The organism is Alistipes sp. Marseille-P5061 (genome assembly GCF_900290115.1).
Taxonomy (GTDB): domain Bacteria; phylum Bacteroidota; class Bacteroidia; order Bacteroidales; family Rikenellaceae; genus Alistipes; species Alistipes excrementigallinarum.
The window spans coordinates 569,691-586,119 of the sequence record NZ_LT985749.1; the positions used below are offsets into that span (position 1 = coordinate 569,691).

The 16,429-nt window shown below is 46.3% G+C and carries 10 protein-coding genes; 5 read left to right on the forward strand and 5 right to left on the reverse strand.

Annotation, left to right across the window (positions count from 1 at the left end; genetic code table 11):
• Positions 1 to 14: 14 nt before the first annotated feature.
• Positions 15 to 1,067, reverse strand: coding sequence for a hypothetical protein (locus C8267_RS06205; RefSeq protein WP_234025708.1), 1,053 nt, complete (start codon positions 1,065 to 1,067; stop codon positions 15 to 17).
• Between the two features lie 152 nt (positions 1,068 to 1,219).
• Here C8267_RS06205 and C8267_RS06210 point away from each other — a divergent pair, with 152 nt between their 5' ends.
• Both C8267_RS06210 and C8267_RS10920 read left to right on the forward strand, forming a co-directional pair.
• Positions 1,220 to 2,605 carry a transposase gene (locus tag C8267_RS06210; protein ID WP_199792066.1) on the forward strand — a complete coding sequence of 462 codons (1,386 nt, stop codon included), beginning with the start codon at positions 1,220 to 1,222 and terminating at the stop codon, positions 2,603 to 2,605.
• Positions 2,606 to 2,708: 103 nt separating this feature from the next.
• Complete coding sequence (locus tag C8267_RS10920; protein WP_158699731.1) at positions 2,709 to 4,523, forward strand: hypothetical protein; 1,815 nt, start codon at positions 2,709 to 2,711, stop codon at positions 4,521 to 4,523.
• Between the two features lie 656 nt (positions 4,524 to 5,179).
• Here C8267_RS10920 and C8267_RS06215 read toward each other — a convergent pair.
• The 3 genes from C8267_RS06215 to C8267_RS06220 all read right to left on the reverse strand — a co-directional run bounded on the left by C8267_RS06215 (position 5,180) and on the right by C8267_RS06220 (position 10,686).
• Positions 5,180 to 6,343: an IS256 family transposase gene (locus C8267_RS06215; RefSeq protein WP_106634047.1), complete on the reverse strand. Its 1,164-nt coding sequence runs from the start codon at positions 6,341 to 6,343 to the stop codon at positions 5,180 to 5,182.
• A gap of 1,286 nt (positions 6,344 to 7,629) precedes the next feature.
• Positions 7,630 to 8,886, reverse strand: a complete 1,257-nt coding sequence (locus C8267_RS10925) for a hypothetical protein (RefSeq protein ID WP_158699732.1) — start codon at positions 8,884 to 8,886, stop codon at positions 7,630 to 7,632.
• Positions 8,887 to 9,429: 543 nt separating this feature from the next.
• Positions 9,430 to 10,686, reverse strand: a complete 1,257-nt coding sequence (locus C8267_RS06220; protein WP_071149385.1) for a transposase — start codon at positions 10,684 to 10,686, stop codon at positions 9,430 to 9,432.
• Between the two features lie 760 nt (positions 10,687 to 11,446).
• Between C8267_RS06220 and C8267_RS06225 the strand changes: the two genes are divergently transcribed.
• From C8267_RS06225 to C8267_RS06235, 3 genes are all read left to right on the forward strand, one after another.
• A complete protein-coding gene (locus C8267_RS06225; protein ID WP_106634048.1) occupies positions 11,447 to 12,004 on the forward strand; it encodes a flavin reductase family protein in 558 nt (185 codons plus the stop codon).
• A 21-nt stretch (positions 12,005 to 12,025) separates the two neighbouring features.
• Entirely contained in the window at positions 12,026 to 14,779 is a 2,754-nt protein-coding gene (locus C8267_RS06230; RefSeq protein ID WP_106634049.1) for an AAA domain-containing protein, read from the forward strand.
• Positions 14,780 to 14,855: 76 nt separating this feature from the next.
• Complete coding sequence (locus C8267_RS06235) at positions 14,856 to 15,497, forward strand: GIY-YIG nuclease family protein (protein ID WP_106634050.1); 642 nt, start codon at positions 14,856 to 14,858, stop codon at positions 15,495 to 15,497.
• A 74-nt stretch (positions 15,498 to 15,571) separates the two neighbouring features.
• Here C8267_RS06235 and C8267_RS06240 read toward each other — a convergent pair whose 3' ends face one another.
• The gene (locus tag C8267_RS06240; RefSeq protein WP_106634051.1) at positions 15,572 to 16,420 is read right to left on the reverse strand and encodes a DUF7281 domain-containing protein; all 849 of its coding nucleotides are present in this window, start codon (positions 16,418 to 16,420) and stop codon (positions 15,572 to 15,574) included.
• Between the last annotated feature and the right edge of the window lie 9 nt (positions 16,421 to 16,429).

Genomic DNA, 16,429 nt, shown 5'->3' on the forward strand with positions numbered 1-16,429 from the left:
TTTTAGAATATTCACTATCGAGTCGTTTCCAGCACCTGCTGAATCAACTGTTTTACCTCATTTCTACTTTTAATAGCGGCCGGATAAGTGTGAAAAACATTATATTCATCGATGGCAGCCTCCATGGGTATTTCTGCGCCTGGTTGTGTTGCCTGGAAGAATATAGTCAGACGGCGCTTTATCTCAGGTTCAAACTCTTTGGTTACGAGTCCTTCAATACCCCATGCAGCAACATGATCATAGAGCGGTACATAGTAGATAAGCCCATCGGCCACATCTTGCCAACTCTTGTTCTTTACATTAATCGTGGTACCTCCGACGAGACCGTTGTAAGCTGTTTCTCCGTAAGGTGTATTTTTCAAATCAATAGCGAACGGGCGGCATTCCATCAGTTCAAAGGCAGCATCCCAATGTCCTTCTCCAGTCATCGGGAAATTACTTCCGTTAAACAGGTTGTAATCAAACCAGTTCAGTACCACGATTTTGACTTTTTCTTCTCCAAAGATTTTCTTCATCCACCAGCCCTGTGTCCCATAAACAGTATTTATCTTTTTGAGAATCATCGAATCGTTGATGGCATGTGGCTGACTGGTTATCACCAAGGCCTTGCGTTTCCCATTCAAGGGTATCTGGCGGGCAAACATTTCCGAAATATGGGCAGCCATTAAACTGTCGCGATAGTTCACTGTGCGAGATTCCCAAAATTTCTTGTAGTCTTCTACAGTACGAATCTCGTCCCATGAGAACTCGCGGTCGGTCAGTCCGAGCTCGATTTTCCTTGGAGAAGTACGGTTTATTTCATATATACCTTTCAGAAATTTAATGCGGTTGTATTTCTCCCAAATCGGATAGAAGGTCTCCGACTTTCTATAATAGGCATACAGGCTGTCCATGAAGGCCGCATCCGTTGGATAACTGCCTTGCAGCAGGCGGTTTACATCATCGTTCATGTTGTACGAGCCGACTTCGGTATAGACGTATCCTATCTGTTCGGCAAAACGAGGGTCGGCCAGGATGTCGTGAATGAAGTCGTATTGTACCGTATCACGGTGGTCACGTTCACCCAAGACTACTATAGGGACTGTCGTAAAAAGAATAAAACTTTATAATGAATTGATTGCCAATGTAATATAAAATTTGTATCTTAGCTAAAGATAAAAGAATACCTCCAATTGCCCTAGAAAAGCCAAATTTGGAGGTATCGCAAAAATTAATCTGCATGGCTAAGGTACAAAATTTCTCTGAAATATCACCCGATCTTCCTTTCACGGAGTTCGATTTTTATGAATTGTATAGGCGGACGTTCGAGACTAGCGAGCTGGGAAAAATCAGGAAGAGGCTGCCGCTTGGTGAGATGGCAGAGAACTTTGGACTGATAAGCAAGAGCATGAGAGCGAAGAAAGGGCGAAAAACATACTTCACCCCGGAGGGCAAGGTTGCGCTGATGTTCCTGAAGATGTACACAGGTCTGAGCAGCCCGAGGTTGATGGAGCATCTTAACGGCAACGTCCACTATCAGCTCTTCTGCGATGTGAGAATAGACCCGATGCATCCTCTGACGAACTACAAACTTCTGGACGACGTGTTTTCGGAGCTGGCCCGCGGGCTGAAGATCCAACAGCAGCAGGAGATACTGGCAAGAGCCTGGAAACCGTACATGAAGGACCTGGATACGATGTATACGGATGCAACCTGTTACGAGAGCGAGATGCGCTATCCTACGGATGCGAAGCTTCTGTGGGAAGGAATAGAGAAGTCATATGAGATAATGTGCACTCTGAGTGCCAAGCTGAATGTGCACCGTCCGAGGACGAAGTACGTAGACGTAGAGAAGGCCAACCTGTCGTACAGGAAGCGGCGCAGGCATACGAAAGTCCAGACCAGGAAACTGACCAGACGCCTGCTCAACCTTTTGGGGAAGATACTGAAGCAGACCCGCACACTGGAGAGGGAGAATGCAGGCGCGGAGAAATTGCTGACAGCCAGACAGAAGAGCGATATTGAAATCATCACAAGAGTGTACCGCCAGCAGAAGGCCCACTTCGAGAACAACAATCCTCGCGAGAGTGTCAAGGACAGGATAGTGAGCATCAGCAAGCCGTATGTGAGGCCGATCGTGAGAGGCAAGGAAGTGAAGAGCGTAGAGTTCGGTGCGAAGTGCAACAACATCCAGGTTGACGGACTCTCATTCATCGAGAAGCTGTCATTCAATGCCTTCAACGAGGGAACCAGGCTTACGCACTGCCTGAAGATGCACCGAAAGCTCTTCGGTGTGGACGCGAAGAAGGTCGGAGGAGATGCAGGCTATGCCGGCAGCGCCAACAGGGGGTACTGCAAGGATAGAGGAATACAGACGTCATTCGTCAAGCGTGGCCGTCCGTCCTTGGAAAAGAAAGAGAACGACATCATCCGCAACGAGCTGGCGAGGGTGAGGGCAACGAGGATGGAAGGCTCGTTCGGAACGCAGAAGGAACACTATGGCCTGAAACGCATCAAGGCAAGGACGAAGTTGACCGAAATCCTGTACATCTTCTTTGGCATCCACACGGCGAATGCAGTACAGCTCGTCCGGCGGGAAGTCAACGAAATTGCCCAGGCTGCCTGATGTTCGAGGTGAGTGAGAAACGGCCCTTTCACTGGAGTATTGGCTCCAGTTGGGTCCAAAAATGAAAAAAGGGGCTCCGAAACGGAGCCGAAAATATAAAAAGATGAGTTCGATCGGAAAAATTACCGGGACAGTCTGCCGATTGACTCATAATGACGGAATTAAACGACTGTCCCTAATTTACGGAGGAGGCGAGTATACCATTGAGAATATCCTGGAAATACTGAGGGAACGATTTGCTTTAGATTATACGACTAAAGATATACTACCGCACATTAGCCAGCTGATAGCTCAAAAATATATTGTACCCATAGAGAATAACAAATATAAAGACTGCAGTTCATCCGGTAAAGACTTCTTTACGAATATTGAAACAGAAACAGAGAAGTTAATCAATGGGATTATAGCTCGAATAACAGAAATTGGGCATTTTGATATTTCAGGCGAGACTCCTAAAGTTAAAAAAAATATCAGAAATGCACTATCAATATATTTTCAATTATATGGATACTCCTTTTGGGGATTAAAGCAAGAAGAAGATGTTGACATCCCTAATGCAGTAGATGTAGCTCGTAAAGGATTGTCAACTAAATTAGGGCAAGCATTAGTTGGAGCGCTGGCTGACGTCATTAATAATCCGAATAAACAAGAAAAAGAGATCTTAGAAAAATGGGCTCGCGCATATGTCGCTATGGAAGTATTAAATTTAGATCCTTCTTTACGAAATTTTAAGCTTACAAAACTTTGTACGAAGACTTTTATTATCGATACCGATGTAGCGTTAAATGCATTGGCTAATAAGGCAAAATATAGTGTAATATATCGAGAGATGATAAAATCTCTTAATAAGGCAAATTGCACAATATCGATTCCGAGTACTGTTATTGATGAAATTCAGGATCACATTAATGCAGCAAAAAAACGTTATTCGTATAATGGGACTCAATGGCCTTTTATCCCGGATGACGTTCTAGAAACTCAAGACGGAAATGTCTTTGTTGAGGACTATGTCAAATTGCTTAGAAGTGGAAAAAAGGATTTGCGATTTCAGACATATATTGATAACCTTTCTGATGACAACAATCCTCAACTATTAATTAATAAGTTAAAAGCAGTTTGTGGCCAAAATCTCCATATCATGGACAAAGATGAAATGGTCCCTATAAATGATGAAATAAAAACCGCACTTGCTGATGAAATTGAGAGCCTGACAATAATGTCTGCTAAAGGGGTTAAACGAGATTCAGAGAAGAACGCCCAAATTGCAGAAACTGACGCGCTATTATATTTAACTATACAGAAATTAAATCGAGACGGCGACGGGAATAATAAACCTCTTAGTCGAAAAGCATATTTGCTGACAACAACCAGAAAAACAATTGAATGCGCAAAAAAATTAAAGATATATGATAAGAATATCATATGTAACCCTCTTGCATTAGCTCCGATATTGCAAGAAATCGGATTAATCGAGAACTCGAAATTTGACCTTATAAATTTATTTGAGAATCCATTCTTAACATATACTGCAGAACTTCTTTGGCCACAAGTAAAGCCTTTGCTGGAGGCTGGGGCACAATTAAAATATAAAGAGATTCATAGATTACGCATAGATGTTGATGCTAATATTGATAGAATACTTACCTGTGAAACGCTAAAAGAAAAGGTAGTTGAGGCTCAACGATTAACAGAGCGAGGCTACACATTTGCTAATGATTTGTTAACAGCACAGAAGACTATAGAAGCGAAAGATGTTCAGATATCAGAGCAAGAGATTCTTATTGCAGCTCTTAATGAGAAAATTAGCAGGCTGGAGAAAGCTAATAGAGAAAATAAAATACGGGTTATCAAAAATATCACCACTACCAAAACGAAACAGAAATCAAAGAGAAAAAAACAAAAAAATAAAAGATCATAATTTTAAGAGAGGAGAGACTGCTCCTCTCTTAAATTCGACATGTTCGTATTCAGGGCTAAAGCACGATTTTCAGGATTTACTGAGAATTGGGTAGAGACATTCTCGGGGCGACGGAGATATCCTTGGGGGGGGCTCCGCGTCTGGGAATAAATGCAACAGGGTCGTCCGGACCGCTGGTTCGGCCATAGACGGACACTGATGTTCGAATTCCTTGAGATCGCTACAGGTATTTTCATCCACGAATCCTAACGATCTTGCTCAATCAGAAGGATATGCCTCCAGAGATCATGTGAGCCATTATGAAACATCTTCACAAAGGTATCTGGCATGCTAAGATACTAGCCTTGCTGTTGTAGGATTCATTGTAGATATCTTGGATAACCTCACTCGCCTGTTCCTGCGTAAAGCTAAAGCATTCCGTCCAGGCCTTCACATATTATTACCTAATCATCTTCATTGCATACAAATGAAGATCCACCGCAAGCGGAGCGTAAAAACTGAATCTTTTTTACACAATGCTTGCCGTTGCATGGGTAGTGTTTCAAAAAGTGTGTCTGAGAAGGAGCCTTCAGATTCTTCAGATATGCAAATATAACAATTCTTGTTTTTAGATCCACACGCCGCGGCGTGTGGATCTAATTTTTGTGTTATAGTCTTCACTCGGGGAATAATTCCCGATCCAAGTCGATCCGCGGCACCGGTCTCAGGTAGGATTTCTTATCCATGGCCGTTTTACCCATCAGCAGCAGTACCGACTCCTCGCTGGGCATGGCTCCCCGCATGCGTGTAACCCGTCGAAAATCCTTCTGCAGACGCTCAATCCAGTTCGTCGTGTAGATCATTGACTGAATCCTTGCCTCGTAGTTCAGATAGGTGAAGTAGGCTTTGTAGGCCGGATCCTCCGCCCGTCGTCGAAAACTGCGGTAATCCTGCCCCCATTTCTCACAGAGCGCCTGCCATTGTTCCCAAGCTCTCTCCACCGTATAGCTGCGATCCCCTGTACGGAAGACCTGCCGCAGATCCCCGGCCAGATCTCCCTTGTCGCCGTTGCGCACGCAACTCAGCAGATTGCGTTTCAGGTGCGTTGTACAGCGTTGCAGCGGGGTTCCGGGGAAAACCGCACTGATGACGTCCTCCAGACCCTTCAGCCCATCGGCACACACCAGGCCAATCTTCCGAACACCTCGTTCCTGCAGTTCTGTGAGCATCTCGCCCCAACCCAAGGCACTCTCCGTGGGCTTGTTGAAGATCCCCAGCACTTCACGCCGCTTGTCTTCACGCACGGCAAGTACCACATAAAAAGCTTCTGTTTCTACGCTCCGCCTGCGGTGGATCTTCATGTGTACGCAATCGATGAAGACGATTGGGTAATACGCCTCCAGAGAGCGCGTGAGCCATTGAGAGACATCCTCGCGAAGATAGTCCAGCATCCGCGAAATACTCGCCTTGCTGTAGTGCTCGCCGTAGATATCCTGGAATACCTCGCCAACCTGTTCCTGCGTAAGTCCTTTCGTATACAGTGTTCCGGCAAGGCGTTCGCATTCGTCTTCCTGATGGCGCAAGATCGCCAGAATCCGGGGATGAAAATTCCCGTAGCGATCTCGAGGTATCCGGAACGTCAGCGTACGGCCATGACCGTAACTATGTCCCGGTCGGAAGCCGTTGCATTTGTTCCCTGACGTAGCGTTTTCTCGAAGATATTCCCGGCGTTCCGAAAGCATCATACTCTCCAATAAGATCTCCAACAGATCCTGAAGGCCATTTTCTCGCTCCGAATGTTTGCATATTAATTCGGAAAGTTGTTCCTTTGTCAATACCATAAGTCTACTCCTTTTTTAGTTTTTGTTGGTTTGCCTCTACAAATCTAAAAAATCTGTAGACTTTTTTATTTATTCCTCCCTAGACACACTATTTGGAACAGTATCCGCANCGGAAAGTTGTTCCTTTGTCAATACCATAAGTCTACTCCTTTTTTAGTTTTTGTTGGTTTGCCTCTACAAATCTAAAAAATCTGTAGACTTTTTTATTTATTCCTCCCTAGACACACTATTTGGAACAGTATCCGTGCATGAAGACAAGCGCTGTGAGGTGATGGGGATCTTGCCACAGCCCACGGAGAGCGCCCTGGGCTGTAGCAAAATGCTTGTAGAACTGCAAGAACGAGACGTACGGGGAATCGTCCAAGTCTGCGCTGACGGACTGAAGTGTCTGGAGGTCATCAGTGCGTTTCCCCTGGCACAACGCACCTGAAACGCCATCTGCTGGGCAGCATGCGTAACGGAGACAAGTGAGGATAGACTGAGAATTTGCGGCAGGTATTCCGCACAGGAAATCGCAGTTATACGGTACAGGCACTCTGTGAGAAATGGGGCCAGGATTATCACAATTTTCAACGACGGGGCGAAGATCCGGTCTACAAGACCTTCTTCACCTATTTGAACTACGAGGTACGGCTTCAGCCGATGATCAACACGACAAACTGGATCGAACGGCAGCAGAAAGATCTTCGGCGAGTTACAAGAGCCATGCCCCAACGAAGAGTCGGTTCTGCTGTGGGTGGGCAAACAGTCATGAATAAGAAATCGTATTTGAGGTCTATCTCTCGGTCCGACCTAGAACGGGAATTATCGATTGAATGTGAGAAAGAAGAAAAAAGAAAATAAGATTAACCACGCTATGGCGTGTTGATCAGAAAGTAATAATCTATCTGTCAGAGAAAGCTGATGGCGTCTTTTTCTATACACTTTTTGAGACACTACCTAGAACAAGCATCCGCATAAGCAGCAAACCTATATTCAATGGACGTCTGGTGAATGGATCGTACTGTTCATCATTAAGTTGAAAATATTATATGATTGTGACCTGCAACAATACTAGACAATCTGGGAGTATCTGCATGACACTAGTTTCACCGCACAAAACAACAACAAAGCCCTACATAATTACTACCGCATAAAAGGCTAGATCAATATCCAATTTACAGCCCTGCCTGCTATCAATCTTATCTAGACATTTCTTGCATTTGAGATATTAGCCTTTTAAGAGTAAAATCAAAGAGACATGATCAGATCGGGATGTCTGTTCTTATTCTCATATTATGAACTTGCTACTCTATTGTTTCACCATTAATTATTTTATAAAACGCTGTAATTGGGCACTCTGCACCTTTCCATGGTATAGTTTTACATTCAGGTTTTGTATTTTCGCCTTTATCACAACTGAACGATAATTCGCATTTGCCATTATTCATAATATATGATAAAGCTCTTGCTCCAATTAGCGCTATAATATCATCGGCAGCCTTTCCCGGTTGTTTTATAGAATCTGGATACAGAACGCCTCCTAGTTTAGAATATACATAAGGGATGCCTAAATATGATACTAAACTCTTTGCTCTTTCTCTGTCAAAGATTCCATCTGATATTATTGTAACAATAGGGACAAAACCGTTGTTAATATTAACCCTTTTTAGTATTTCAGCAACGTAATCCAAGTTAATCATTAATAATTTTTGCAAGATATTGCTGAATTTCTTTTCTATATTGTTATAGAATGTGTGTACATTCATATCTTCTGTTTCTGTATGGATAGAAGCCATATTTACCAAGTCATCAAACAGTTGTGCTGCAGTACGACTTTGGTTCGAATTTGCATACTCCAATCTGTCAACAAACAATATTCCAGGATTTGTAGAGAATAATGAGGAATACAATAGTGCAACAAGTTTACCCTTCTCTTTGAAGATATCGGGATAATTCTTTTTTACAAATTTACTAACAATATTATACGGGACATCTGAGTGGTTATTCTTTGAAGATGGATCTATAAATTCTTGAAATATAGCAGCCATTGTTTCCATTATTACCCAAGCACCAAGCGGCACCTGATATTGTATGCCTTCTTGATCAGTGAAAGATATGATCTTCATAGGCATTCTAATGCCTTGGTAGGAGATTAATTTTTCTGAGATCGTAATTAATTGAGATTCATCAACAACAATTTTATTGTCAAACCTGCACCATCTGCCAAGAGATATAAGTTGTCTTATATTTTTCCTATTCAATGAATCAGGATAAGTCACTTTAATTGGGGGCCTGCACTCTTTCCTTGTTTGTAAATAAGCAAAATCATAGCTTATTTTTTCATACTTTATCATTGAATTATACAACCCCCAAGGTGTAGATATATTTTGCAAATAATGAATATACTCATGCACAAAGGTCGCAAAATCTTTGTCCGAATACTCATCGCTTTCATCAGTTGCTAAATTGTATTTAATAGGGAAGGACAATTCTATCTGCATGAAAGACAATTTATACTGTCCTCTGATAGCTTCTAAGATTTGTTCATCACTTAATTCCATGTTAGACTTTTTATTAGATAATAAAATTATAGTTACTTATTCAAACTCAATGTTATTTCTCTTCTCACCAGTCAAGTTCTTCAAAAAAGAAATAATAGACTAAATGCCTCTAGTCTCAACTGCTGTATCGGACAATCATCGCAATCGACATCACAAAGTGAAATTGCAAAACTGAACAGCGGGGCTTGGTCTTGGCCTTGACATTGGCCAAACCTGTATGCTGAAATATAAACTTATAGTAGAAGGCACGCATAAGATATGACCTACATACACGTCAACGGCCATAATTGTTATCAATTCAGTACCCCAATTGTACCGATGAAAACTGTATTTTCTGCTCTGCTTTTCGTCCGATTATCATAACTATTAAATTTTGTTTTCACAAAAAAAGCACAATTAATTCATATAATCCACTAATCGTATGTTTTTTGAGAATTTGAGAATTTGGTAATTTATAGTTTTTGGGGGATTAAAAATCTCATAAAAATCAGTATCAATGTAATTAAATCAGTTATTATCAATAGTTCGTTAAATTTTGGATAATCACGCAGCGTCCGAGACGCCATAATATAAGAGTTCTTTGAAATCGTTGGTATTTAATAGCCTGTGTGGGTGCTTTCCAGACATACGAATAAATCTCTGTATCATATCCGCATTATGAATCAGCGTCTTTACATTGGAGACAGAAAGATGCACGCCGCAACTCCGGGCAAAAGCCCTTGCCACGTTGACAGAGGAGAGCGACATGTTGAACGCAAAGTCCAGTGATTCCCTCTTCCGTGACTGGCAGTGGGCGAGTCCGGTAAACTGCTTTGCATCGCGGTAAAGGTACTCAATCTGGAATCGGGTTCGGTAGATGTCCATGATGTCTCTGGCAGACATCGAGGTGTCTGTAGAGAAGAACACCTTCCTCTCCTGAGTCTTCCTGCCTGGCTCGAGGCAGTCAACAATGACCACCTTGACCTTGCGCTTGAGACCTGCCGACCAGACAACCGCAGAATAGAGTGTTACCACCTTGTCATCCGAGGTGATGTCTTCACTCACAAACGCATTCATGTCGAGATTCCTGATGTCCACCCTGTCACCATAGACCTTAGGTCTTCCACGCTTGCCGGTCTTGGGACCATCATAAAGATAACGCAGTCTTACATCGCTCCTGAATCTGCTTATAAGGTTGAATCCCAAAGCAATGAGACCATCCACAAAAGGTTTCTTCGAGAAATAGGCATCAGCAACTACCGTCTTGCAGACTTTCCAAAGTGCATCTTTCTGAGAGGCAATGACCTTAAGATACCATGCCAGCAGTGAATTTGGATCATCCATTCCCGCAAGGTACTTGGGAGGACGGCCTCTGGACACGATGTCCACCGTCTGCACAGCCCTGAGATGTACGGCATCACGCTCATCGGCATCAACAAGCGCTATGCCCAGAATCTCAAGCCCCCATTTCGCGGCAGATGCGCATCCACTCCAGAAGTATCCCGTGCCGGGAGTGTGCTTTCCCGACTTGGGAATGTAGCTCGGGTCGATGGCGATGGCAATCCTGTGCTGGAGTTTCTCCCTGCAGTACGCAAGGTTATATCCCACCCAGTCAAACTTCTTCCGGAAGTTCTGTCTGAAACGGCTCTCGCAGCAGTCGCTGGACAGCGCCATTTGGGTGAAGTTCTTACGTTTCGTCATGCTTAGGAAAAGAATTGAAGTAATGACGAAGAAAGTTTTAAAACTTTTGCGTAACTTTGCAGTGCCATCAAGGGCATCATTGATGATCTTGGTGAGCTGGTCAAGTGGCTGAATTTCCATTAGCAAATTGGTTTGTCTGGCAACTGCTAATTTACTAATTTTTAGCGACTTGGCCAATTTTTTTAGACGCTTATTTTCAGTCTTTCAGGCTATTATTCCCATCTATTTTAAGATTCGTTGTTTATGGTTGTCTGACAGGTGTACAAGTTCCTGTCAGAGGTGCTGTATATATGACGTAATATATTATAAATGAGTCTCTAAACTAAAAATTAACTAAGTATTGTTACATTGTTTCANCATCTATTTTAAGATTCGTTGTTTATGGTTGTCTGACAGGTGTACAAGTTCCTGTCAGAGGTGCTGTATATATGACGTAATATATTATAAATGAGTCTCTAAACTAAAAATTAACTAAGTATTGTTATTATGTAAATATAGTAATAATTCGATATTAGCCACCTCAATTTAGTTCTTATCAGAATAAGCACAGAACATATACCAAAAGTGATGATTGCCAACAAGATGTATTTATAAGTACTATTCGTATTGTTGTAAAAAACAATTCGCATCAATTAAAATGATAAAACACTTGTAATCATCAATATAAACTGATTATATCAGAAAAGTGAGACAATGACCTTGGCAACATAATTTTAACCATTTTCTCTTTTTTATATAAATCTGCCAACAATATCCATGAGTCGCCTGTTTTCAAGAAAATTACGTCGCGAGATCCATTTCAAATTAAGATTCGAATTTTGATGAGTCGTTAAATTCTTGTAATTTTCGTAAAATTTACGGATTAATTTCACAAAGCAATATGAAGAAAGACTTTGGATTGAAGAGTTGGCTCTACCCGATGCCCGTACTGATTGTGGCAGCCTACGACGAGCAAGGTGTGCCCAATATCATGAATGCCGCCTGGGGTGGCATATTTACCGATGAGACAATCGGAATCTGTCTCTCCGCCGGGCATAAAACCACGAAAAATATCCTTGCAACACGTGCCTTCACCGTCAGCATGGCCACGGTCAATCAAGTGGCAGCCTGCGACTATGTGGGTACCGTCTCCGGGAATAAAGTCCCCGACAAATTCGCCCGGGCAGGATTTCATGCTACTCCTTCGGCGCACGTCAATGCCCCGATGATCGACGAACTGCCCATGACGCTCGAGTGCGAACTACTATCCTATGATCCCGCAAGCTGCCATCTGACAGGACGTATCGTCAACATCTCGGCCGACGAAAGCATTCTGACCGACGGGCAAATCGACCTGCGCAAGTTGCGCCCGATCAGCTTCGACCCCATCCATCTCGAATATATCGAATTGGGGGCTACGGTCGACAAGGCTTTCTCCTGCGGCAAGAAACTAAAATAGTAAGACCCGTCGCTATTCAGGATGTACGACCCTCGGGAAAATCGGATTATCATCGACGGAGAGGACAAAACCGACTCCGTCGAACGCTGTTGGTACACCTCAAGGCCCAACCGCTGCCATGTTATTTTCTGCCATTTTCCGAAGACCTACTCCTATGTCCCGAGCAAAGTGTTATGGCTGAAGGATCCCGTAGTATTTGATCCGCAACATTGCCACCTGCTTCACAAAGGCCGCCGGATAGAGCCTCTCTCCTACATCGCCGCTTTCCAACAAGGCTCGCGGCGATTCTGGTATGTGGAATACGCCAACGGCACCGGAGCCCACTACAAGGGATCGGAGGTTGAACTGGTTCGGTCGTGCCTGGAGGAACCACCCGCACAAGATCGCTTTGCCTATCTGCGCGACGTAGCGGAGCTCAACCCACTGGAGACCGACGACGGACAGAAACTACTGTTGATGCAGTACCAGAAGATCGACTTCGTCTCCGACCGTTCGGCAGCGGCCCTCTACCTGAATCCCGGCAAGGACTCGCCCCGACAATTCCCGGTGCCGCAGCTCATCTACCCCTTCGGGTGCAACGCCAGCCAGCAGAGAGCTATCCAGGCAGCCTTCGGGAATCAGATCAGCATCATCCAAGGCCCTCCGGGAACCGGCAAGACGCAGACGATCCTCAACATCGTGGCCAACCTTGTGGTGCAGGAGAAGACCGTGCTGGTCGTCTCGAACAACAACTCGGCCATCGAAAATGTGGTCGAGAAGCTGGCGAAGCAAAGGCTGGGATTTCTCACCGCCCTGCTGGGCAGCCGTGAGCGAAAGACAGCCTTCGTCGAAACACAGGCTATCGAGAAGTCCATTCCGGCCGAGATCGACTCGTGGTATTCGGCCGAAACCGACTCTCCGGAGTTTCTCCGCGCCATTCAGTCCGAGGCCGAATCGTTGCAGACGGTTTTCGAACGACAGGAGCGGCTGGCTCGTGCCCGACAGGAGTTGACGGGGCTGCAAACCGAACAGCTCCATTTCGAGCAGGAGACAACGATTGATCCCTCCGTGACGCTTCGTCGGCAGATGTCATCGGCCCGTCTGCTGATGCTGTGGAACGAATTGCAGGCCGCTGTCGAGTGGCAGCCGAACGGGCTCTTCGACAGATGGAGCGAAGCAGTCCGATGGTTTCTGCTCAAACGCCGGATCCGCCGTCTGTTCGACGGGTTGCCCCGCCACCCGGAGCGGCAGGATCTCCAGCGGTTGATCCCCCTCCTCCAGCGCAGCTACTACCAGGTCCGGCAAGAGGAGCTCGCGGCGGAGATCGACCAAATTGAAAAGCAACTTGCCACGTCGGATGCTCCGGCGATGGTGGCCCGTCTGAGCGACGACTCGATGCGCTACCTTCGCAGCCGACTGGCCGCCCGCTATGGCAAGGGACACAAACGGCCCATTTTCCAGCACATCACCCCCGAGCTGCTCAAGGAGTACCCCGTCGTATTGAGCACGACCTTCTCCTCACGATCGAATTTCCGGGCAGAGACGTTGTTCGACTACGTGATTATGGACGAAGCCTCGCAGGTGTCGTCCGAAACAGGGACGCTGGCATTGATGTGCGCCCGCAATGCAGTGATTGTCGGCGATTCGATGCAGCTGCCCAACGTCATTACAGACGCCGACCGGCTCCGCATGCAGGCCATCGCCGCCAAACACGCGATCGATCCCCGCTACGACTGCGCCGCGCTGAGTTTTCTGGAGTCCGTCTGTCGGGTCTTTCCCGAAGCGCCGCAGACGCTGCTGCGCGAACACTACCGCTGCCATCCGAAGATTATCAACTTCTGCAACCAGCGCTTCTACGGCGGGCGCCTGCTGATCATGACCGAGGATCGCGGCGAACCCGACGTCATCACAGCGTGGCGGACTGCCCCGGGGCATCACGCGCGGGGAGCGTTCAATCCCCGCGAGATCGAGACGATCCGGCGCGAGGTGCTGCCGTCACTCCCCTGCGAGCCGGCCGAGATTGGCATTATCTCCCCCTACAACGAGCAGGTCAATGCGCTCCACCGCGAACTGGGCGGAAGCGTTGATGTGGCTACGGTCCACAAGTTCCAGGGGCGGGAGAAGGAGGCCATCATCCTGTCGACCGTCGACGATCAGATTACCGTCTTCACGGATGATCCCAATCTGTTGAACGTTGCCGTATCGCGGGCCAAGCGGCAATTCACGCTCGTCACCTCGAGCAACGAACAGCCCAACAGCCGCAACATCGCTGACCTGCTGGCCTACATCGACTACAACGGCTGCAAGATCACGGAGAGCGCCATCCATTCGGTTTTCGACCTGCTCTACGAACCCTACGCCGAGGCGCGACGGGAGTTTCTCAAGCGGCACCGCCGGATCTCGGAGTTCGACTCCGAGAATCTGACCTATACCCTGCTGGAACGGGTGCTGGAGGCGGACCCGGCATTCCGGCATCTGGGCGTCCTCTGCCACCAACCGCTGCGACAACTGATCCGCGACTGGACGCTTCTCAATGACGAAGAGCGCCGCTATGCCTCGAACGGAGCCACGCACCTCGACTTCCTGATCTACAACCGGGTGGGCAAACGGCCCATCCTGGCTATCGAGACCGACGGCTACCAGTTCCACAAACAAGGAACCCGCCAATCCGAACGCGACCGGATGAAGGATTGCATCCTCGATCGCTACGGCCTACCGCTGCTGCGCCTCTCGACCACGGGCACCGACGAGGAGGCCAAGATCCACACGCAATTAACCGAACTCTTACAGAGATAGCTGCTGGAGGAATTTATGGCTAAAAATCCGTCCAATCCATTCGAAATTACTATCTTTGCATATTAACACGCTCCCAATGAAAAAAGAAGCAGGATACGTATACATTCTGACCAATCCGAGCTTTAAGGAGGATTGGGTGAAAATCGGCAAGAGTTCCCGCCCGGTAGATGTTCGCTCGAAAGAGTTGGACAATACGGCCGTACCTATGCCGTTCGAGATTTATGCGACACTCAAAACCTCGAAATACGAAGAGGTCGAGAAGTTGATTCACAAGACCATCGACCGGCTGACCGATTTGCGGATTCGTCAGAATCGGGAATTCTTCAACGTGCCTCCTGCTAAAGCGTTGGACATCCTGCGCGACATATCGACCACGCTCGACGATGCCGAGATTGATGAAGTTCATCTTAGGAATAAGAAAGCGGAGCCGGAGGAGCCCACCGAGAACGGGAAGAAACGAGCTCGCTTCAAGTTCAGCATGGTTCACATTCCGATTGGCGCAACTCTGGTTTTCGTGCCGACCGGAATTGAAGTAACGGTCGCGGACGACGACCACATCGAATACGAAGGCCGCCTCTACAAACTCTCGCCCTTCGTCGGGACCTTTATGCCCGAAGAGCGCCGCAATACTTCGGGGGCATATCAAGGAGCAAAGTATTTCACCTATAAAGGCGAGCTATTGAGCAACCTCCGAGCCCGTTGCGAACACGAGGAATAGCACTGAGCGACGGGACGTTTTTCGATTTGAAGTCAATCTTCAAACAAAAGACCTATTGTCAGAGATTAAGAGGGTTAATTCTCACAGATGTACCCCTCTTGATCATAAGCCTTTCGCTCGCGATGGATTAAATCTATCAAGTGCTGCAATTCAGGCACTTCGGATTTAATATTCTTAAATCGGTTATACTGTTCATCATATCTTTTCCTGGAGCCCGATTTCAGGCGCGATTCCACATCGTCGGGGATCAGATACGAAGAGCGTTCTTTCCCCAAATACTGCTGAAAATCAACCAGGAATATATTTATCCCTGCCAGATCAAAATCGCCAAAATGCAGATAATGATTCGGGATAGTGCATAGCCATCTCCTTAAATCTGTGGATTGCGGATATCGGGAAACAAAGAGCACCCGGGTTGAGAGATCATGCGCCTGAAGATATTGTTCAAAGAATATTCGTTGCTGACGAATCATCCGGAAGTTCTCCATATTCTCGACACCAATCACCACCACATCCTCCGGGATTGTAAAACGCCCCCAATCGGCGACAAAGAGGAAGCTCCCCTCCGGCGGATTCACCACGAAAGGCTTCCCGTCAAGAAGACACGCAATCGGTTCATAGCTGTTCACCGGGAACCCCGGGCAGGAACGAACCATAACGAGTTTGGAGTTCCCGGTTTCCGCAGCCATCGAAGCACGGGAATTCGGTTGATCCACTTCGAGGATTCGATAGCTTTCATCCCGGTCTATGAGAAACCGTTTAAGAGCCTCCGGGTCACGAGCCCGATACGATTTTCTTGAGCCGCGAGACAGGACCAATAGCAGACCTTCCGCCAGCAGCTCGTCAAGCAGCCGACTGTTTAGCTTCGAACCTGCAACTTGTTCACCGGCCAACAATGCCTGTATAGATGCATTTATCGCCATATCATCCGA